The organism is Rhodopirellula sp. UBA1907 (assembly GCF_002337565.1).
Classification (GTDB): Bacteria; Planctomycetota; Planctomycetia; order Pirellulales; family Pirellulaceae; genus Rhodopirellula; species Rhodopirellula europaea.
In genome coordinates this window covers 38314-57253 of the sequence record NZ_DDGH01000031.1, presented here as the reverse complement: position 1 = coordinate 57253, position 18940 = coordinate 38314, and the positions used below count along the sequence as shown (strand labels likewise).

Sequence of the window (18940 nt, the reverse complement as noted above, 5' to 3'; positions counted from 1 at the left end):
AAAGACTGTTCACAGCAAATTCTTGACTCATTCAATGAAACCAACTGAAGGACTCTCATGCCCAACTACTGTCGCGATGTTAATAAGAATCGGAAAGCATTCACGCTTGTTGAACTCCTCGTGGTAATCGCAATCATTGGCGTATTGGTGGGATTATTGCTGCCAGCCGTGCAATCCGCTCGCGAAGCAGCACGACGCATGAGTTGCTCCAACAACATGAAGCAGCTTGGTCTTGCCATGCACAACTATCACGACGCCTTTCGAAGCTTTCCCTATGGTCACCTCAATACTGGACTTTCCGTGACCCACAAACGGGATTCCTGGTACCAAAACATCCTCCCTTTTGTTGAACAACAGGCATACGCCGAAAAATATCGAAACGCTGCCACGATCTACAGTGTCTACGAAGCGGAATGGATTCATCGCATGCCCCTGGAACTCGCAGGGGTCGCCGTCCCCACGTTCATGTGTCCGTCCGAACCCTCCGGCCCAGCTCTCGGTGGCGGCGGGTCCGACAATGGTTTCCAAGGTAGTTACGGTGTTTCCGCTGGTGGAGGCACTTTGCCTCAAGATCTTCTAGGAGGGATCACCCCGGATGAGATCAACATCATAAAAACGGATCCGGGAGGGATGTTCGGTGAGACGAGGACCTATAAGTTCAGAGATTGTCTCGATGGAACGTCTAACACCCTACTCGCCAGCGAGACGATCATTCGCGGCGCGAGCGGCGGAAGTTGGGGAGGCATGGGAGGCTATTGGGGTGGTTCTCCTCACGGATCCTTCGGTTTCTCTTCAGCAGAGCCCCCAAACACATCCGTTCCCGATCGTGTGTATTCCTGCAAAAGCACAAATTTCCCGAAATCACCTTGCGAAAACGGGAACGCTGACGGTCTCACGGGCCGATGGAACTTCGCCCGCAGCCATCACACCGGTGGTGTATTAACGGCTTTCTGTGATGGATCCGTTCGGTTTGTTACCGATTCGATCGAACGTCAGATCTGGAGAGACTTAGGCAACCGTGCCGATGGTCACGTCCTGGGTGAGTTTTAAGCGGGCATAAGGGAGTCTTCAGATATGTGAGCCGCCTAGCGTTCGACACGGTCTCTACACGAAAACGGGGCTAACGCCCAAACGGCTCGCATAGCTGCCTCCAATCATTCCAGCCAAACGGTTTGAGATACGTCTACCTGACGAACAGGAGCTTCGTTCTCAAATCGTGAAACCTTCCCACGCCGTACACATCAAATTTTGTTGAGATTCACGTCAATGTACAAGAATGCAGTTTGTTCTATCGGGCTCTTTATCACGCCGTTGATACTAACTGGTTGCCCAGCGCCGAGCGGTCTCGAGTTGTATCCGGTGACTGGTACTGTGACATTCGAGGGCAAGCCGATCGATACCGGCCGAATTCAATTCCGCACTGCCTCGGAAGAGAGGCGAAGTTTCAGTGCTGCAATCGAGAATGGCAATTACGAAATAGAGACCCTCACCGGCCCGATGACGGTTGAGGTCCGCGCCTCCCGGTTGATTGAAGGCAAGTTCGACAAGTCCAACCCAGACGAACTCACCCCAGCGGGCGAAATGTACATTCCTCAAAAATACAATTCTCGCACTGAACTAACCGCGGACGTGCCAGCGGGCGGCGACACAATCGACTTCAACTTGCTTGGGTCCTAAACAGCCCGCTAATTCAGTTGTGCTCTGCCAATCACGGCAGCAGAACCATACCCAAATGCAAGCAAGTTCCGCCTTGAGATCACTTGCTTGCGCATGTTGAAATTACGTTGTTTGTCATTCGGGGATGACGACAGCGTAAATCCAGTAGGGATTGTGTTACTGAGCAACGGCCCAAGCCAGGCCCGGGAATATCAAGCCGGGTCGTAAGCTTCGCTGCCCAGTCCCCTGCCCCGTGGCATGTACGCGCACATGACGATGCCAAGGAAATACAGGAATAACAGTGGCACCGCGAGCGCCACCATGCTGGTCACGTCGGCCGGCGTGACGATCATCGAAATGACAAAGATCACCAGCACCGCAACTCGCCAACTGTTGATGTAGTCCTGCGTTTGAATCAAATCGATGCGTTGCAGGAACAGCATCACCAATGGCAACTGGAACGCGACGCCGAATCCCAATGGCAACATCAACACAAAGTTGACGTAGTACGTCAGCCGAGGCTCCACCGCGACGTCCATCGATCCATTGAATTGCAACAAGAACGTCAGCACGTAGTGCAGCACCAACCCGAACGCGAGCACGACACCTGAAACAAACAGCACCACGCTGAACGGCAGGTACACGTACACGTAGCGACGTTCATGGCTGTGCAATCCCGCGGCAACGAACGACCACAGGTGATAGAAGATCATCGGGGAGGCAAGCACCGCACCGACGATCAAACCGGCTTTCACCCAAATCATGAAGGGCTCCTCGATCTTCAGCGAGCTCAAACCGCGTTCGCTGCGACGAAGATGAATGGCCGGCACCAATTCATCTGGGTTGGGGATCGCCCCCATGGATTTCATCAATTCCGCTGTCGTGATTCTCGCCGGAACGACCAGTGCCTCCGCTTCACCATCTTCCGGTTCGTCATCGGGACCGGCTTCCTCATCCGTTTCGGTTTCCAAAGCGGATTCAATTGCCGTATTGGACTCCACCACCGGATCTTCCGTCAGCAACGGAATGCTGGCCGATGGCAGCGTGTACACCACGTCAGCAACCAGCGAATTGGCGGTCAAAAATTCGTAAAAACGGCTGACCTGCGGATCTTCCTTGCGGTCAGGCAGCCCCATCTCTTTCAGATCGCGATCGGCGTTGTACTCGATGATCGCTTGTTTGAGCGGTTCCTGGATGAATCGCACGACTCGGTTGGCAAACATCAAACCGACAGCCAATCCGATCAACAACCAAATGATTGCTTTGACCAGAGAGCCACGGAGTTCTTCGAGATGCTCCCCGAACGTCATCGTCGAATTGTCGAACAAATCGTCTTTGGGTCGCGTCAGTGCTTCCACGAGTTTCTATCCACCAGGGGAGGGAGGGTACCATTGTGCCGAACGAATCGATGCCGACTTCTCGGCGCTAAGCCATTCTAACTGACCATTCCAATCTCGCACGGTGCCATTCATGACCGATCCAACTTCCTCTTCCAATCCCGCGACCGCCGTTTCCATCGATTCGGTTTCGCCTCAGACACTCGTGGGCAAACGAGTTCTGTCGTTTGTGGGCGAAATTTACGAGGACTTGGAGCTTTGGTACCCCAAACTCCGTCTGATCGAGGCCGGAGCAGAATTTTTTGTCGCGGGCCCGAAAGCTGGCGAAAAATACAACGGCAAATTGGGCTATCCCTGTGTGAGCGACCTCGCCATCGACGCGTGTGAGGCTCATTCCTTTGACGGGCTGCTGGTTCCCGGCGGATTCATGCCCGACAAACTGAGGCGAGACCCGAAGGTTTTGCAGCTCGTTCGAGACTTTGACGCCGCGAAAAAGCCGATCGCCGCGATTTGCCACGGTGGCTGGATCCCTATCTCGGCCGGTGTCTACCGCGGCATTCGCGTGACCGGATCTCCCGGCATCAAGGATGACCTCGTCAACGCTGGAGCGATCTTCGAAGACGCTTCGGTCGTGGTCGACGGGCACCACGTCAGCAGTCGCCGCCCCGACGACCTGCCCGATTTCTGCCGCCACTTCATCGCGTTGCTCGCATGATCCCAAACCTGCAGCTCGGTGGTCCTCCACCGAGACGAGCATGAACTCACGGCGGGGACCGACGTGCTAAAGTTTTTTTTGGTCGCTGTCGCATTCTGTGAAACTGAAGCGTCGTGAATCCTTGGCGGAGTTGACTTGACATCGTTTGTCGCGGATTCGTAGTGTCGGCTCGATAGATGATCCCAAGGTTCTTTCCGATTTGGTTGGACGGCGTTCCCGCGTGTATTTTCGTTCCCACGAACGAATGACTCTCTCGACACCGATGCGGTGTTGGTGGGCAACTTGCGCGCTGGCGATTGTGACGCTTGGATCAGGATGCTCGCTGTTTCAAAACGGTGTCTGGACGGATGGGGCTTCCGGTGAGCTAAACTCGAACTCAAAGCACACACAAGTTTCGAAGCTCACCCACAAGAGCCGAAAAACGATTTCGTTGCAGGCGGACTTTCGCCACGTCAGCACACAAGACCTAGACGAATCGCTGTGGCAACACGTCGATGAAACCGCTTTTCCGCCCAAGGTCCGCGAAGCTTGGCTGGCCAACGGATTTCGCATCGGCTTGATTGCTACGCCGGACGCGTTACCCGAAACAGTCGAAGAAAATGTTGCCGCGGGGGATGATCCAATCAATCGTCTGCTTTCAACCGCCGGGGTGATGGGCCGCAGTCCATCGGGTATCGAAACCATTCCGTTGCGTCCATCGCAGCGGCACGAGCTTCCAATCTCCGCGATCCTGGATGGTTCCCATGTGGTACTGGCTCAGGAGAACGGCAAGCTCACGGGCCGATCATTGGATTCGCCCCAAATGTCGCTGTCGCTGACACCCACTCTGGGTCCCGGACCTGGACAAGTCACATTGGAGATCCGTCCTGAAATCCAACATGGTTCGGTCCAGCAACGTTTCATCAGCAGCGAGGCGGCGACGCGTTTGGCGACCGGGCGTTCCACTTGGGAACTGCCGGAAATGAATCTTTCGTGGGCCGCCAATCCGCATCTGACATTGCTGATCGCTCCGATGCACCAACCGGATGAAAACGACCCCACGTTTGGTTTGGCCAGGCAAATGCTTCGCGATGCCGATCACATGCAAGACGACCAGCATGTGATGCTGTTGCTAAGAATCTGCGACTTGCCGTCTTCCTGATCGCCAGCGGACACCTACGGCGTGGTTGAGCCGCCTTGCACCCGAGGCGGGTAGCTCGTGTCTCCCACACACGCGAGATTCTCGCGATCCAGGCATGCCCCCGCGAAGGTTTGCCACCATTTGCTAAACTTCTGTTTTCGATGACTGCTGATCGCATCTGAACCGGTGGAACTTCGTTTATGAAAGACACTCGCTTTGGCTGATATTCCTTCTCCCGATCCCGCCCCGATTGTCAACGCGCCCCCGGTCTCGCCACCCGGCCAATCGCTGTCGATGGACGAAGTCACCGTGCGGCAATCCACCCCGCTGGACGCTGAAGCCATTCACGCTTTGATGCGTCCGTTTGTTTCGCAGCATCTGCTGCTATCGCGGACCGAAGCTGAAATCATCGAATTGACCCGCCACGGGTTCGTGGCAATGGTCGGGCCTCGCTGCATTGGCTTTGCGGCGATCGAGGTCTACAGCCCCAAGCTTGCCGAACTGCAATGCTTGGCCGTGCACCCCGAAGCCCAACGTTTGGGGCTGGGTCGCAAATTGGTCGGTCACTGCATCGAACGAGCCCGCACGCTGGGTGTGATGGAGATCCTCGCGATCAGCTCCTCCGAAGACTTCCTCAAATCATGTGGCTTCGATTACTCGTTGCCTGACCAGAAGAAAGCCTTGTTCTGCCAACTCCGTCCTCGCAACTTCGATGACAACTGAAATGCAACCGCTCGAATTTTTCAAGCAATCGATTCTGACGCCCAGCCCCTCCGGTTACGAAGAACCGATCCAAAAACTGATCGGCGAATACCTGAAACCGCACAGCGATGAAGTCTCGATCGATGTGCACGGCAACCTTACCGCGCGAGTCGGCAAAGCCGGGGCCCCGAAACTGATGCTGGCCGGTCACTGCGACCAAATCGGCATGCTGATTTCACACATCGACGAGCAAGGTTTCTTGTACGCCCAAACGATTGGCGGCTGGGACCCACAACAACTGATCGGTCAATCCATGACAGTGTGGACCGACGACGGTCCGGTCTCCGCGGTCATCAGTCGCAAACCGATTCACCTTCTGTCTCAGCAGGAACGCGGCGAAGTCGTCAAGCTCGAACAAATGTGGCTGGACATCGGAGCCAAAGATGGTGACGAAGCCAAATCAAAAGTCCGCATCGGCGACTGCGTGACGCTGAACCTCGCCTACCGAGAATTGCTGGGCGACTTGGTCAGCGGCCCTGGTATGGACAACAAAACCGGGATGTGGACGGTGATCGAAACGGCTCGCCGTTGTGCCACCGCCGATCAAGCGTTGCAGTGCGAACTGCACAGCGTCGCGACCGTGCAGGAAGAGATCGGACTGCGCGGAGCCAAGACCGCTGCGGGACGCATTCAGCCAGATGTGGCCATCGCAGTCGACGTCACGCACGCATCGGATTGCCCGACGATCGACAAGCAGCAACAAGGCGACATCAAAATCGGTGGCGGTCCAGTGATTTTCCGTGGCCCTAACATCAATGCCAAAGTTGCCAAGCGATTGATGCAGTTGGCGGATGACAACGACATCGCGTATCAGCCCGCCGCGCTCGGACGAGCCGCACCGAATGATTCCAACGTGCTGCAAGTTTCCGGTTCAGGCGTCGCGACGGGACTGGTCGCGATTCCCAACCGCTACATGCACTCGGCGGTGGAAACGATCAGCCTCGGTGACATCGAAGCGATCGCGAAACTGCTGACGCTGTTCGCTCAGTCGCTGACACCAGAATGCGATTTCATTCCCGGTTGATCGAATTGGGCTGAAGAATGTTTGGTTCGCCGGCTCGGTGGGCTGCCACTGATCGGGAGTGAATTCACGGCGGGGACCGCCGTGTGACGGGTTTGGAGGTCACTTCAATTCGGGAAGGGTCTCAACCCAAGCAGCATCTCGGCTCGCTCGGACAACGGTTGGTTTGCTAGCGTGCAATCGGTGTGCTCGGACAGTTGCTGGCAGACTTGCTCGTAAACAGCCTGACGACTCCGGCTGGTGTCCAACTCAACACATCGGTTCTGACGTTTGAAAAACTCGACCGTCGGCAACGTTTCTGATTTGAAGGTGTCGAACCTCGACTTCAGACTTTCAAGGTTGTCGTCCTGCCGGCCGGTGTACTTGGCCCGTGCCAAAACGCGTTTTTCAAGAACGTCGTACGGGCATTCAAAGAACAACATCTTGGGTAACTCTGAATCGCGGCCAAACACCTCGTACCACGCTTCCAGGTTGGACTCGGATCGTGGAAACCCATCGAGCAAGAAATTGCGATTGCCGGTCAGCCGCGTCGTCTTTTCCATCGCGTCCCGAAGCAACTTCACCACGATCGTGCTGGGAACCAAATTCCCCGCCGCGATGATCTCCTCAATGGTCGCCGCATGCGGTCCATTGGCTTCGCGTTCGGCACGCAATAAGTCGCCGGTCGACAGATGGACCCAGCCCAGTTGAGACTCGGCCAACTCGCACATCGTTCCTTTGCCAGCACCGGGACCGCCGAGCACAAACACCACGTTGGGTTTGGGGCATGGCAATCGTGGATCGCAGTGATGGATCACAACCTTGGGTGCGGGAGCCACGCCTTTCTTATAGACATGCCAAGGCCGGTCCGTCGGCGGCAACTCATCTTCGCAAGTGATGTCGTACGCGAGATGCCCATCCAACCGACAAATCCTCCAGGACCGATACGTGTTGGAATAAGACAACGCAGGGCTTCGGGCACATTTTCCATCGGCACGGTCCCACGCCATCTTGCCATTCCAATATCCCAAGCTGGAAACAGTGCCGGATTCCGACTCGGCTGGCGGCGCCGTGGAGGGCACAAAGAGCCCGTCCACTTCGGGAAGTCCCGCACCGGTCACCTCGATATAGAACGTATTGGGAGTCAACTCGTTGGATTCATTCATGAGGAGCAAAGCATCCCATCTTCGGTGGCCGTGGCAGGAAATGAAAGGCAAGCAAGAGGCGTGCGATTAGCCCAGCTTCTCGGTCATCGTTTCGCGAGCTTGCTGGAGAGCTTCCGGTAACTTGCTGGCGTCTTTGCCACCGGCTTGGGCCATGTCCGGCCGTCCACCGCCGCTGCCGCCAACCACTTTGGCTGCCGCACCCACCCAGTCACCTGCTTTCAATCCGCGATCGACCAAATCTCGGCTCAATCCACCGACCAACATGACTTTGTCGTTCATCGCCGAAGCCAACAACACCGCTGTCGGCGTGTCGCTCTTCTTACGAATCTGATCGATCCAACCACGCATGATGTTCGGATTGGCACCTGGAGTTTCAGCGACGACCAGCAAGGTGTCGCCGACCTGGATCCCGTCGGCGATCAAATCGTCCGCCGAAATTTTGCCACCCGCAGTCACCTGTTTTAGTTGCTCAACCAATTTCGATCGATCCGCCAACAACGAATCCAAACGGCCGAGGACATCGGTGATCGCGACGTTCAAACGACGAGTCAAACCACGAACCGCAGCACGCACCGCGTTGTAGTCGCTGATGTCAGTCGTTTCCGCCTTAACTGCCTTGGCATCAAAGACAAACTCGGCGGGATAGTCGGCGGCTTTGCCAGATGACAGTTCTTTCTTCAGCCGGCGAACTTCTTCGATCAACGCAACCGTGGCCGCAGCAGCCACCGAAGGATCGCAATTCAGTTTGCCAGCCACCTCGTTCAGCAACGCTTGAGTTTGTTCGCGGTGCTCCTTGGCTCGATCGCCCGTCAAAGCTTCGATGCGGCGAGTCCCCGTGGAAACGCTTTCTTCGACGACAACCTCAAACGAGCCGACTTGTTTCGTGTTGGTCAGGTGAGTCCCGCCACACAATTCGCGACTGAATGTTCCCATCGAAACCATGCGACATGGGTCGGGATACTTTTCACCAAACAACATCATCGCACCGGCTTCGCGAGCATCGGCGAGCGACACGGTGTCCCAGCGAATTTCATCGCCTTTGCCGACCATGCCCAGAACGTCTTGTTCGATCTTGACCAGCGTCTCGTCGTCGATGGCCTTGGGATTGGTGAAGTCAAATCGCAAGCGATCCGGTTCGACCTTGCTGCCCTGCTGCTCGGCGTGCCGTCCAACATGCGTGTGCAAAGCGTGGTGCAGAATGTGAGTCGCACTGTGGGCTCGTGCGAGCGCCGTACGGTTCTCGACATCCACTTTTGCCGTGCACGTTTCGCCTTCGTTGATCTTGCCACGAGTCAAGCGACCGTGGTGGACGATCAGCGAAGCGTGTCGCTGAGTGTCGATGACTTCGAATTCAAAGTTGTCGTTGGAGATCACGCCGATGTCGCCAACTTGGCCGCCCGATTCACCGTAAAACGGCGAGTGATCGAGCACCAATCGCAAGACCGCGTCACCAGGACGATCGAGATGACTGAGCAGTTGCCCATCATCGCCCTTGCCTTTGCCGTCGCCGGTGATGATGCCTTTAACGACCGCGCTAGCTTCCGTCTGTTCGTAACCGACAAAAGGCGTTTCTCGCAAAGCCTCTTTCAGAGTTTCCAGCGGTCCGGTTTGGAACAGCACACGTTGCCCGCCATCGCTTTCGTCAGCGTGTTTGTCCATCGCTTCGCGAAAACCGGACCAATCGAACGTGAAGTTCTGCTCGGCGGCCAACGTTTGAACCAACTCAGGCGGCACGCCATACGTGGTCAGCAAATCAGCGGCTTCGGCACCGGGAACCATCACGGATGCTTCGTCGTTCATTTCTTCGAACAAACGATGGATACGTTTCATGCCGCCATCAATCGTTGAGAAGAACGCTTTCTCTTCCGATTCGATCGCTTCGCTGACACGCTGAGTCGTTTGCCCGAGTTCTGGATAAGCGGCTTTGGATGCATCCGCAACGGCTTCGACCAACTTGTACAAGAAGGGCTCGCGGAGATTCATTTGATAACCGTCCAACACCGCGCGACGGATCAAGCGGCGGATGACCGAGCGAGCGTCTTTGGGACCGGGATACACGTTTTCATGAACTGCGAAAACGCTGGCTCGTGTATGGTCGGTGATTCGACGCAAACGTCTGCCGTTGTCGCTCTCGTATTCGTACTTCACGCCGCAGACTTCCGACGCCGCTTCGACGATCGGGAACAGACTGTCGATGTGGAAGTTGGTCGGCACTCCCTGCAGAACGCTGGCGGTTCGTTCCAGCCCCATGCCGGTGTCGATGTTCTTGCTGGGCAGTGGATGCAAGTTGTCCGGAGGCGTGCCGACGCGATTGAACTGGGTGAACACCAAGTTCCAAATTTCGACGTCACTGCCGTCTTCCAGTTGGTAATAGATTTCGCTGCAGGGTCCGCAGACTCCGTCCGGGCCTTCGCTGGGTGCCGAAGCGGGCCAGAAATTTTCGTCTTCGTCCATGCGAGTGATGCGTTGGGTTGGCAATCCGATCTTGTCGTGCCAAATGCCGAACGCTTCGTCGTCGTCTTTGTAAACGGTGACCGTCAGTCGCTCGCCGGGAATGCCCAGCCACTTCTTGTCGGTCAAAAATTCCCAAGCCCAGTGGATGGCTTCTTCTTTGAAGTAATCACCGAACGAGAAATTGCCCAACATTTCAAAGAACGTGTGGTGGAACGCGGTCCGGCCGACGTTGTCGATGTCACCAGTTCGCAAGCATTTCTGACAGGTGGTCGCGCGAGTAAAGTCCAGCTTGACCTTTCCCAGGAAGTGGTCTTTGAACTGGTTCATCCCCGCGGGAGTGAACAAAACCGATGGATCCCAAGCCGGAACGAGCACGTCGCTGGGTTGGCGGACGCAACCTTTGGTCTCAAAGAACGCCAAGTATTTTTCGCGCAGTTCGTCAGTTTTCATCAGGATGTGCGGGTGGATTCAACAAGGAAGAGATCGGGGATTGAGCCACGGGGACTCGCGTTCCATCGCCGGCATGATATCAGTCGATGCCCAACGGGTGACAGGTGCCGAATTTCGGCCCACAATGCCGGCCGCCAAATGGCTACCGACGAGCTTTTCTGGCCAGATGAAATGATCCGCCGCGAAACGCCAACTCAACTTCACCACTGGATATCGACTTCATGACTCAGCGTATTGAACGACTTGTGCAATCCATCGCCGAATCGGACCAGCAGATGGATGCGATTCTGATCTGCAGCGAAGTCAACGTGCGATATCTCAGCGGATTCACCGGAGACAGCACCTGGTTGCTGGTCCGTCCCGACGGCAAAGCCACCTTGTTGTCCGATCGCCGCTACGAAACGCAAATCGCCGATGAATGCCCGACTCTGGAAAGTGCCATTCGGCCACCCAGCCAGACTTTGGTGGCCTTGCTGGCCGAGTATTTGGCTGATTCGTCGCTGAAAACAATCGGTTTCGAGGCCGATCACGTGCAAGTTTCCACGCTGCACCAGTGGAAAGAACAAATCGAGTCCGTGGAATGGACTCAAACATCCGGGTTGGTCGAAACGCTGCGTTCCATCAAAGACGCCGACGAATTGGCGACGATCCGGCGAGCCATTTCGATTGCTGAGCGAAGTTTTCTCAGCGTCACCAACAAACTGACTCCGCAAACCACCGAACTGCAAATCGCTCACGAATTGGAAGCGACCATGCGAAGCCTGGGGGCCTCCGGCGTTGCCTTTGATGTGATCGCGGGCGCCGAACCCAATGGTGCCCTGCCCCACTATCGTCCGCACGACATCGCTTTGGCGGATTGCCGCACCTTGCTCATCGACTGGGGGGCTCGCGTCGACGGGTATTGCAGCGATTTGACTCGAACGCTGCACAAAGCTGACGTGCGTTCAGCAACTTCCGATCGATTTGAAGCCGCCTACCAAGCGGTTTTGGAATCCCAAGAAGCCGCGATTTCAGCCATTCGAGATGGCGTGGAAGCCATTGAAGTCGACCGGGCAGCTCGCCAGGTCCTTCAAAAAGCGGGCTTGGGCGACGCCTTCAAACACGGCCTCGGACACAGTTTTGGCTTGGAAATTCACGAGGATCCACGCATGGGTCCGATGTCGACCGACGTACTCCGCGAAGGGATGGTTCTCACCGTGGAACCTGGCGTGTATTTCGAGGGAGAATTCGGGATTCGCATCGAAGATGACATCCTCGTCACCGCCGATGGATTTGAACGACTGAGCACCCTTCCGAAGGGTCTCGATGATTGTCGTCTTGTTGTGTAAAACGTTGCGAACTTAATCTTCAATCAGAAAAGGTTGATCGGGTCCGATCTGGATTCGAAAAACATTGGACTTTGCAGGTATCGGACTTCGTATGAAATCGGAAACACCCGACGGCGGGGATGTGTTTGACATCGATCGGATTCGCCAGATCGTCGAGTTGATGGAGCAACACGAACTGAACGAAGTGGACCTGCAACAAGGCGATGATCGCATCAAATTGACGCGTGGCGGCACGGCTCCGGCCATGATTCCCGCTCCCGTTGCGGCAGCCCCTGTCGCGGCCGCTCCCGCTGCACCCGCCGCCGCTCCTGCTGCTGCGTCCGGTGGCGATGCTCCAGCCGACACGGCCGGCACCATCACGATCAACTCGCCGATGGTGGGCACGTTCTATTCCAAGGCCAACCCAGAATCCCCACCGTTTGTTCAGGTCGGTGATGTCGTCGGCGAAGACACCGTGGTGTGCATCGTCGAAGCCATGAAGGTCTTCAACGAAATTCCCGCCGAATGCCGCGGAAAGATCGTTGAAGTGCTCGTCGGCGATCAACAAGCCGTCGATTTCGGCAAACCTTTGTTCCGCGTCCAGGTGGACGGCTGATCCATGTTCGAACGTATTTTGATCGCCAACCGAGGCGAGATTGCGCTGCGTGTGATTCGCGCATGCCGTGAAATGGGCATTGAGTCGGTCGCCGTCTACAGCGAAGCCGACAAAGACTCCATGCACGTCAAGCTGGCGGACCATGCCTACTGCGTCGGGACAAATCGCAGTGCGGACAGCTACTTGAAAATCGATCGCATCATCGCCACGGCAGAAGTCGCTGGCGTCGATGCCATCCACCCCGGCTACGGCTTCCTGGCGGAAAACGCTCAATTCAACGAGCAATGCCGAAGCAGCGGCTTCGAATTCATCGGTCCCTCGCCAACCGCGATGGACAAACTGGGCGACAAGAACACCGCTCGCTCCATGGCGATCGCTCAAAACGTCCCCGTCGTTCCCGGCAGTGACGGGTTGATCGCGGACTTCGACCGAGCCATCGACACCGCCAAAGAAATCGGGTTCCCCGTGCTGATCAAAGCCACCGCCGGTGGTGGCGGCAAAGGCATGCGGGTCGCCGAGACCGAAGATGTCCTCAAGAGCCAACTCGAAGCGGCTCGCAACGAAGCCATCGCAGCCTTCGGCAACGGCGGCGTGTACCTGGAGAAATTCATCCAGCAGCCACGTCACATTGAAGTCCAAGTCATCGCGGACACGCACGGCAACGTCTGCCACCTGTTCGAACGTGACTGCAGCGTCCAACGACGACACCAAAAACTCGTCGAAGAAGCCCCCAGCCCCGACCTGCCGCAAGACCGCCGCGAAGCGATCTGCGACGCCGCTGTGCGAATGATCGCCGGTGCGGACTACGCTGGTGCGGGAACGGTCGAGTTCATCGTCGACAAGGACTACAACTTCTACTTCATCGAAGTCAACGCGCGGATCCAAGTCGAACACCCGGTCTCCGAAATGGTGGCCGGCGTCGACCTGATCCAAGAACAAATTCGCGTCGCCGCGGGACTGCCGCTGTCCTTCCGTCAAGAAGAACTGACATGCACGGGCCACGCGATCGAGTGCCGTCTCAACGCGGAAGATCCAACGAAGAACTTCCAACCTTGTCCCGGCAAAATTGAGTCGATGTTTGTGCCCGGCGGCATGGGCGTTCGATTCGATTCGCATGTGAAGTCCGGCTACGTGGTTCCGCCCTACTACGATTCGATGATCGGCAAACTGATCGTCCATCGTCCCACGCGAGAACAAGCCATCGCGACGATGCTGCGTGCTTTGAAGGAACTGCAGGTCGAAGGAATCACCACGACCGTTGGATTCCACAACTGGATCCTGCAGAACGAAGCCTTTGTGAACGGCACGGTGGACACCAAGTTCGTCGACCGGAACTACAAAGGCCAAACGTCTTAAGAATCTTAGCGGCAGGGCGCGAGCCCTCCGGTTTCACGGCACCGGACGGCTTGCGCCGTTCCGCTAAAACTCTGCCACACTGTATTCCGTTGGCCCCCAAGGAATAACCATGCGAGTCTTTGTGACTGGCGGCACTGGCTTGCTAGGCAACACGATCCTTCGCCAACTGTCGGGCGCCGGTCACGACTTGATCGCGCTGGTACGAGGCGAACCCGACTCGCAAGTCTTCGATGGCATCCACACTCAGTTCGCTCACGGCGATCTGCAGGACAAGACCGCGATCGAAAATGCGGTTGCTGACTGCGATGCGGTCATTCACTCCGCCGGCATGATCCACCTGGGTTGGAAACGCCTCGACGACAGCATGGCCGTTAACCGTGACGGCACTCAAACCATCGTCGATGCCTGCCTGCATCACGATTGCAAACTCGTTCACGTTGGCACCGTCAACACGCTCGGTATCGCGGACCGCAACGGCGTGGCGAACGAAGACACCCCGCTGGACCACGCCGGCGGGCAAATCCCGTGCAGCTACGTCCTCAGCAAACGAGCCGGCAATGAAGTCGTTTTGCAGGGCGTCCAAGATGGCCTGAAAGCCGTCTTGGTTCACCCGGGGTTCATGCTCGGTCCCTGGGATTGGAAACCCAGCAGCGGGCGAATGTTGCTGGAAGTCAGCAAAGCCTGGCGTCCGCTTTCGCCTTCAGGCGGCAACAGCACCTGCGATTCCCGCGACGTGGCCGCCGCCACCATCCGCGCCGCGGAAAAGCTGCTTGCCAACGAAATCCCATCGGGCCGACAATACATTTTGGCCGGTCACAACATGCGGTATCTCGAACTTTGGAAGGCGATGACCGAGGCGATGGGAGCCCGCCAGCCCATCATGCGAGCCGGACCGGCTCAGCGATGGATCGCAGGAGTCGCCGGCGACGTGGTCGGCAAACTGCTGCCACACGAAGTTGACTTCAACAGCGCCGCCGTGGGCATGTCGAGCCAACAGCACTACTACGACAGCTCGCGAGCCCAAAGCGAACTCGACTACAAAATCCGCCCCTTCGAAGAAAGCCTCACCGACGCGGCCAACTGGATCCGCCAGCACCACCTCGGCGACTAAGCCGACGATTCACCGAGACGCGGCAAGATTACTAACGAAACGACGCCAAGCCGCGAGTTCGCAAAGAGTTCCAAACAACGCCACGCGTCTCCGCGACTTAGCGTCCTTGCGTTCAATCGCCAACCAAGCGAACACCTTGGTCCAAGACAGCGATCACTCCAGGGTGATCACATCCTTGGTCACCTTCATGATCATCACGGCTCGCTTGCCATCATCAGCGTGAGTGGGCAATCCCGTTCGTGAGTCAGCAGCCCCGACAAGGAACCACTTTCCAACCGGGGCTCTGACGGTGGTCGCGATGGTCATGCCCGATTGTGGCTGCGTCCGGAACTCAACCTGAGCCTGAACTTCACCCGACTCCGTCGTGTTTAGAAACCGGACCTGGCACTGCAATTGACCGTAGCGAGAGCCACCGTCCACACGAGCGTCCAATCCAACGGTGACGGATGCCATCGCGCTGCCCGCAGGAACCAATCGGCCAAATCCAACGGTCGACAATGCCTCGCGCGCGGGCCCCGCATATTCGATCCGGTTCGCGTCGTCGGATTCGATCAACCACAACGCCTGAAAAGAAACATCCTTGATTGGACCCGATGGACCAGCGGCAACCTGCTGCTGTGCAACTACTTCTTGGGCGTCCATCGCGGAAAACAGTGCAGCCAGAGCCGCGGCGAGAACAAGCGGAGCAAAACGCGTGTGAACGCACGGAAGAAATCGGTCGAGCATTTGAGGGAACCTCAACAATGGGGGATGTTCAATGAACAAACTTTGGACGAACGCGATCCCCCAAAGTTCCTTCCCAATCTAGCTCACTCGGCGTTTCCGCTGACCTGATTCTTTTCGTCGGCTTGCTTTCGAAACGCGATCCAACACAGGATCACCAACGAAATCGCCAAGCAAACCCCATTGAGGCTGGTGAAGATTCTCACCATGACCTCGGTCAATTCGAACCGCAACAAGAACGTTCGCGTCGACAAATAATTGAGTGCCGGAAACGCCATCAAGGCGCACAAAACCCAACGAAGTTTAGGCGAGACACTCGCCCAACCGTCCAGCCTCGCCATCCAAGCCCCGGCAACGGGAGCGATCATCAGCAGCGAGTCGTACGACTGATGGTACAAACTGACCAACAAAGCGGTCAGCAAAACGCCACCGGTCACGCCAGCAATCCCGTCGTCCTCGCCCCGTCGGGCTCGCACAAACAGAACCCACATCGGGACAATCAACAGCGCCGCCATCGCCAGAATATGCGGCAGATCCCCCGGGTCTTCCCCTCGCCATTTCGCGATGATCGCAAACAGATCAAGCCGTGTCCAAGAATACACGGGAGACTCGTCGTCCATCGAACGGTGAACTTCCTGCGTGTCGACAATCTGCTGCTGCAGGATCGAAACACCTGCTGCGATGTCGCCGTCACCTTCGTGGTAAGCAACCCAAGCCAGCGGCAACGCGGCGCCAGCGATGCTGAACACAGCACCGATGATCAATGCTCGCCAATTGCCGCGAGCAAGCATCAGGAACCCAAGCGGCAAGATATAAGTTGGCTTGGCCGAGACCACCAACAACGCAAACGCCGCCCGAACAGGTCGGCGATCAGCCCAAACGACTGACAAAAACGTTGCCAACACCAACTGAAAAGTGAAGTAGCCGTTGAACAATGTGATGTGACCACCGCGGCTGTAAACCATCGCCATGGCAATGCAGAGCACCGCATCATATCGCTTTGGGTACCCCGCTTCACGAGCCACCAAAATTGCTATCGCCGCCAGCAGAAACAACTGCAGAATCACATTCAACACTTCGCCAACATGCAGCGGCAGCAACGCCAGCGGCGCGTGCATCAACAGAATCACTGGCGAAAAGAATGGGATCTGTCGCGCGACCGGATACTTCGCGGCGTAAGCATCGCTATACGGACTTTCCCCCGCCAAAACCGCTCGCGTTGGAAAATAGATTCCGTTGTGAAAATCACACAGCCCTTGATTCTCAGGATCAAAAGGGCCTGGCGTCTGATAGTCCACGACAATGCGTGAGAACGTCGCAATCAAACCCACCGACAATAACGTGGCAGCGATGATCGCGACGGCTCGATTCCCGACGGTCCAACCTTCCCGCGGGGCAGCCGACATCAGGCGGTCTGTGTTTCCATGAGTGGACGCCCGGTCATTTCAGGCGGCACTTCCAAACCCATCAGAGCCAAAACGGTTGGTGCGATGTCAGCCAAACGACCACCTTCGCGAAGCGGTTTGCCAACGAACTCGGGATCCACCACGATCAAAGGAACTTGATAAGTCGTGTGCGCCGTGTGAGGCCCGCCGGTTTCCGGATCGATCATTTGCTCGCAGTTGCCGTGGTCAGCAGTCACAACCAATGATCCGCCCGCAGCCAACGTCGCATCAACGACCCGGCCAACACAAGCATCCACTTTTTCAACCGCTTTGATCGCTGCGTTCAAGACACCGGTGTGCCCGACCATGTCACCGTTGGCATAGTTAACGATGATCATGTCGCACATGCCTGATTTGATTTGCTCGAGCACCTTTTCGGTGATGTCTTCGGCAGACATCTCAGGCTTCTGATCGTAGGTGGAAACATCGCGTGGCGAAGGAGCCATGCCCCACTCTTCTTCATCAAAAGGATTGTCGCGATAGTCGTTGAAGAAGAACGTCACGTGCGGGTACTTCTCGGTTTCCGCACAACGGAATTGGTGCAGTCCCTTGGAAGCAACGTACTCGCCAAGGATGTTCGGCATCTTGGCTGGCTTCTCGAAGATCACTTCGACTGGCAACCCGGTTTCGTATCCCGTCATCGTCGCGAAATACAAATTGTCAATCTTCTCACCACGATCGAATCCGCCGCCGGGGATGTCCTTCCATGCCGCATCGTCGAACGTGAATGCCTTGGTGATTTCGCGTGTACGGTCGCCACGGTAGTTCATGAACAACACAGCATCGCCAGGCAGAACCGTGATGGGCGATCCGCCTTCTGCGACGATGGACGAAGCGGTGATGAACTCGTCGCCATCACGGCTGCTTTCCGTTGGATTCGTGTAATAGCTTTCAATTGCGGCACTGGCACTCGGGAAGGTTTGCCCCGTGCCCTGAGTCATCAACTTGTACGCTGCCTCGACTCGTTCCCAACGAAGGTCACGGTCCATGGCGTAAAAACGCCCGATCACGGAAGCAACGACGCCGACACCAGAAGCTTCGCAGTGGCCCGTCAATTGCGAAACAAACTTCAATCCGCCACGAGGCGATGTGTCACGGCCATCAGTGATTGCGTGAATCGCCAATTGGTCGCCCGTCAAACCGTTCCGTTTCGCCAGATCAATCACGGCGATCCCGTGCTGCAAATCGCTGTGCACTCGGCCATCGGACATCAGTCCCAACAAATGCAGCCGCCCGCCATTTTTCTTGACGTGCTCGATCGCACCGGTGACGACCGGGTTACTGAAGAACGACTCGTCCCGAATCGCTCGAGTGATTCGCATGACCTCTTGGTCAACGATCCGTCCGGCACCAATGTTTTGGTGACCAACTTCGCTGTTCCCCATCACACCGGCGGGCAATCCAACGTCTTCACCAGACGTATGAATCAGCACACTGGGATACTCTTGAGTCAGCTTGTCATCCACTGGCGTGCTGGCCAAATGAACGGCATTGGACTCGTTCCATTTTGGATCAGGATTTTGGCCCCAACCATCACGAACGATCAAAACAACGGGACGACGACGGGTGGCAGTCATGAAAGTCAAAACCAAAGAATGTGCGTAACAGGAACGATCCCAGTCGAATGTTCACGCCAAGGATCGGAGCCCCGTGCGGCAGGAACCAACACGGGCCAGGATCAACCAATCGCAAACGATGAATGCATCAAGCTTGGCGACGACA

At 56.5% G+C, this 18940-nt stretch carries 16 protein-coding genes; 10 read left to right on the top strand and 6 right to left on the bottom strand.

Annotated elements, in window-relative coordinates; translation table 11 throughout:
• Window positions 1–57: 57 nt before the first annotated feature.
• Together B2R17_RS06805 and B2R17_RS06800 are read left to right on the top strand one after the other, a co-directional pair.
• Complete coding sequence (locus B2R17_RS06805; protein WP_007338728.1) at window positions 58–1050, top strand: DUF1559 domain-containing protein; 993 nt, start codon at window positions 58–60, stop codon at window positions 1048–1050.
• 309 nt (window positions 1051–1359) lie between these two features.
• Window positions 1360–1677 carry a hypothetical protein gene (locus B2R17_RS06800; RefSeq protein ID WP_286763371.1) on the top strand — a complete coding sequence of 106 codons (318 nt, stop codon included), beginning with the start codon at window positions 1360–1362 and terminating at the stop codon, window positions 1675–1677.
• 191 nt (window positions 1678–1868) lie between these two features.
• Here B2R17_RS06800 and tatC read toward each other — a convergent pair whose 3' ends face one another.
• Window positions 1869–3014 (bottom strand): twin-arginine translocase subunit TatC, encoded by a 1146-nt coding sequence (gene tatC / locus B2R17_RS06795; protein WP_286763370.1) that lies wholly within the window; start codon window positions 3012–3014, stop codon window positions 1869–1871.
• A 112-nt stretch (window positions 3015–3126) separates the two neighbouring features.
• Here tatC and B2R17_RS06790 point away from each other — a divergent pair, with 112 nt between their 5' ends.
• From B2R17_RS06790 to B2R17_RS06775, 4 genes are all read left to right on the top strand, one after another.
• On the top strand, window positions 3127–3708 hold the full coding sequence (locus tag B2R17_RS06790) for a type 1 glutamine amidotransferase domain-containing protein (protein ID WP_039963537.1): 582 nt from the start codon (window positions 3127–3129) through the stop codon (window positions 3706–3708).
• Window positions 3709–3880: 172 nt separating this feature from the next.
• Window positions 3881–4849 (top strand): hypothetical protein, encoded by a 969-nt coding sequence (locus B2R17_RS06785; protein ID WP_339887451.1) that lies wholly within the window; start codon window positions 3881–3883, stop codon window positions 4847–4849.
• Window positions 4850–5122: 273 nt separating this feature from the next.
• Window positions 5123–5551: a GNAT family N-acetyltransferase gene (locus B2R17_RS06780; protein ID WP_008671794.1), complete on the top strand. Its 429-nt coding sequence runs from the start codon at window positions 5123–5125 to the stop codon at window positions 5549–5551.
• A 1-nt stretch (window position 5552) separates the two neighbouring features.
• A complete protein-coding gene (locus tag B2R17_RS06775; RefSeq protein WP_008661655.1) occupies window positions 5553–6614 on the top strand; it encodes a M42 family metallopeptidase in 1062 nt (353 codons plus the stop codon).
• Window positions 6615–6718: 104 nt separating this feature from the next.
• Here B2R17_RS06775 and B2R17_RS06770 read toward each other — a convergent pair whose 3' ends face one another.
• Together B2R17_RS06770 and alaS are read right to left on the bottom strand one after the other, a co-directional pair.
• Window positions 6719–7756 (bottom strand): nucleoside monophosphate kinase, encoded by a 1038-nt coding sequence (locus tag B2R17_RS06770; RefSeq protein WP_286763368.1) that lies wholly within the window; start codon window positions 7754–7756, stop codon window positions 6719–6721.
• 66 nt (window positions 7757–7822) lie between these two features.
• The gene (alaS, locus tag B2R17_RS06765) at window positions 7823–10660 is read right to left on the bottom strand and encodes an alanine--tRNA ligase (protein ID WP_286763367.1); all 2838 of its coding nucleotides are present in this window, start codon (window positions 10658–10660) and stop codon (window positions 7823–7825) included.
• A gap of 221 nt (window positions 10661–10881) precedes the next feature.
• Here alaS and B2R17_RS06760 point away from each other — a divergent pair, with 221 nt between their 5' ends.
• The 4 genes from B2R17_RS06760 to B2R17_RS06745 all read left to right on the top strand — a co-directional run bounded on the left by B2R17_RS06760 (window position 10882) and on the right by B2R17_RS06745 (window position 15050).
• Window positions 10882–11988 (top strand): M24 family metallopeptidase, encoded by a 1107-nt coding sequence (locus B2R17_RS06760; RefSeq protein WP_286763366.1) that lies wholly within the window; start codon window positions 10882–10884, stop codon window positions 11986–11988.
• A gap of 91 nt (window positions 11989–12079) precedes the next feature.
• A complete protein-coding gene (gene accB / locus B2R17_RS06755) occupies window positions 12080–12583 on the top strand; it encodes an acetyl-CoA carboxylase biotin carboxyl carrier protein (RefSeq protein WP_008661645.1) in 504 nt (167 codons plus the stop codon).
• 3 nt (window positions 12584–12586) lie between these two features.
• A complete protein-coding gene (accC, locus tag B2R17_RS06750; RefSeq protein WP_008671787.1) occupies window positions 12587–13939 on the top strand; it encodes an acetyl-CoA carboxylase biotin carboxylase subunit in 1353 nt (450 codons plus the stop codon).
• Window positions 13940–14048: 109 nt separating this feature from the next.
• A complete protein-coding gene (locus B2R17_RS06745; RefSeq protein ID WP_286763365.1) occupies window positions 14049–15050 on the top strand; it encodes an NAD-dependent epimerase/dehydratase family protein in 1002 nt (333 codons plus the stop codon).
• A 153-nt stretch (window positions 15051–15203) separates the two neighbouring features.
• On the opposite strand, the gene B2R17_RS06740 is transcribed toward B2R17_RS06745, so the two are convergent.
• From B2R17_RS06740 to gpmI, 3 genes are all read right to left on the bottom strand, one after another.
• Entirely contained in the window at window positions 15204–15776 is a 573-nt protein-coding gene (locus B2R17_RS06740; RefSeq protein ID WP_286763364.1) for a hypothetical protein, read from the bottom strand.
• Between the two features lie 83 nt (window positions 15777–15859).
• On the bottom strand, window positions 15860–17179 hold the full coding sequence (locus B2R17_RS06735; protein ID WP_286763363.1) for a glycosyltransferase family 87 protein: 1320 nt from the start codon (window positions 17177–17179) through the stop codon (window positions 15860–15862).
• Window positions 17179–18810 (bottom strand): 2,3-bisphosphoglycerate-independent phosphoglycerate mutase, encoded by a 1632-nt coding sequence (gpmI, locus tag B2R17_RS06730; RefSeq protein ID WP_339887424.1) that lies wholly within the window; start codon window positions 18808–18810, stop codon window positions 17179–17181. The genes B2R17_RS06735 and gpmI overlap by 1 nt, the downstream gene beginning before the upstream one ends.
• Window positions 18811–18940 lie beyond the last annotated feature (130 nt).

Bases quoted from the DNA above. Each gene is read 5' to 3' on its own strand.
- B2R17_RS06805 (WP_007338728.1), top strand. From the start codon at position 58: ATGCCCAACTACTGTCGCGATGTTAATAAGAATCGGAAAGCATTCACG.
- B2R17_RS06790 (WP_039963537.1), top strand. From the start codon at position 3,127: ATGACCGATCCAACTTCCTCTTCCAATCCCGCGACCGCCGTTTCCATC.
- B2R17_RS06780 (WP_008671794.1), top strand. From the start codon at position 5,123: ATGGACGAAGTCACCGTGCGGCAATCCACCCCGCTGGACGCTGAAGCC.
- B2R17_RS06775 (WP_008661655.1), top strand. From the start codon at position 5,553: ATGCAACCGCTCGAATTTTTCAAGCAATCGATTCTGACGCCCAGCCCC.
- B2R17_RS06770 (WP_286763368.1), bottom strand. From the start codon at position 7,756: ATGAATGAATCCAACGAGTTGACTCCCAATACGTTCTATATCGAGGTG.
- alaS (WP_286763367.1), bottom strand. From the start codon at position 10,660: ATGAAAACTGACGAACTGCGCGAAAAATACTTGGCGTTCTTTGAGACC.
- B2R17_RS06760 (WP_286763366.1), top strand. From the start codon at position 10,882: ATGACTCAGCGTATTGAACGACTTGTGCAATCCATCGCCGAATCGGAC.
- accB (WP_008661645.1), top strand. From the start codon at position 12,080: ATGAAATCGGAAACACCCGACGGCGGGGATGTGTTTGACATCGATCGG.
- accC (WP_008671787.1), top strand. From the start codon at position 12,587: ATGTTCGAACGTATTTTGATCGCCAACCGAGGCGAGATTGCGCTGCGT.
- B2R17_RS06745 (WP_286763365.1), top strand. From the start codon at position 14,049: ATGCGAGTCTTTGTGACTGGCGGCACTGGCTTGCTAGGCAACACGATC.
- B2R17_RS06740 (WP_286763364.1), bottom strand. From the start codon at position 15,776: ATGCTCGACCGATTTCTTCCGTGCGTTCACACGCGTTTTGCTCCGCTT.
- B2R17_RS06735 (WP_286763363.1), bottom strand. From the start codon at position 17,179: ATGTCGGCTGCCCCGCGGGAAGGTTGGACCGTCGGGAATCGAGCCGTC.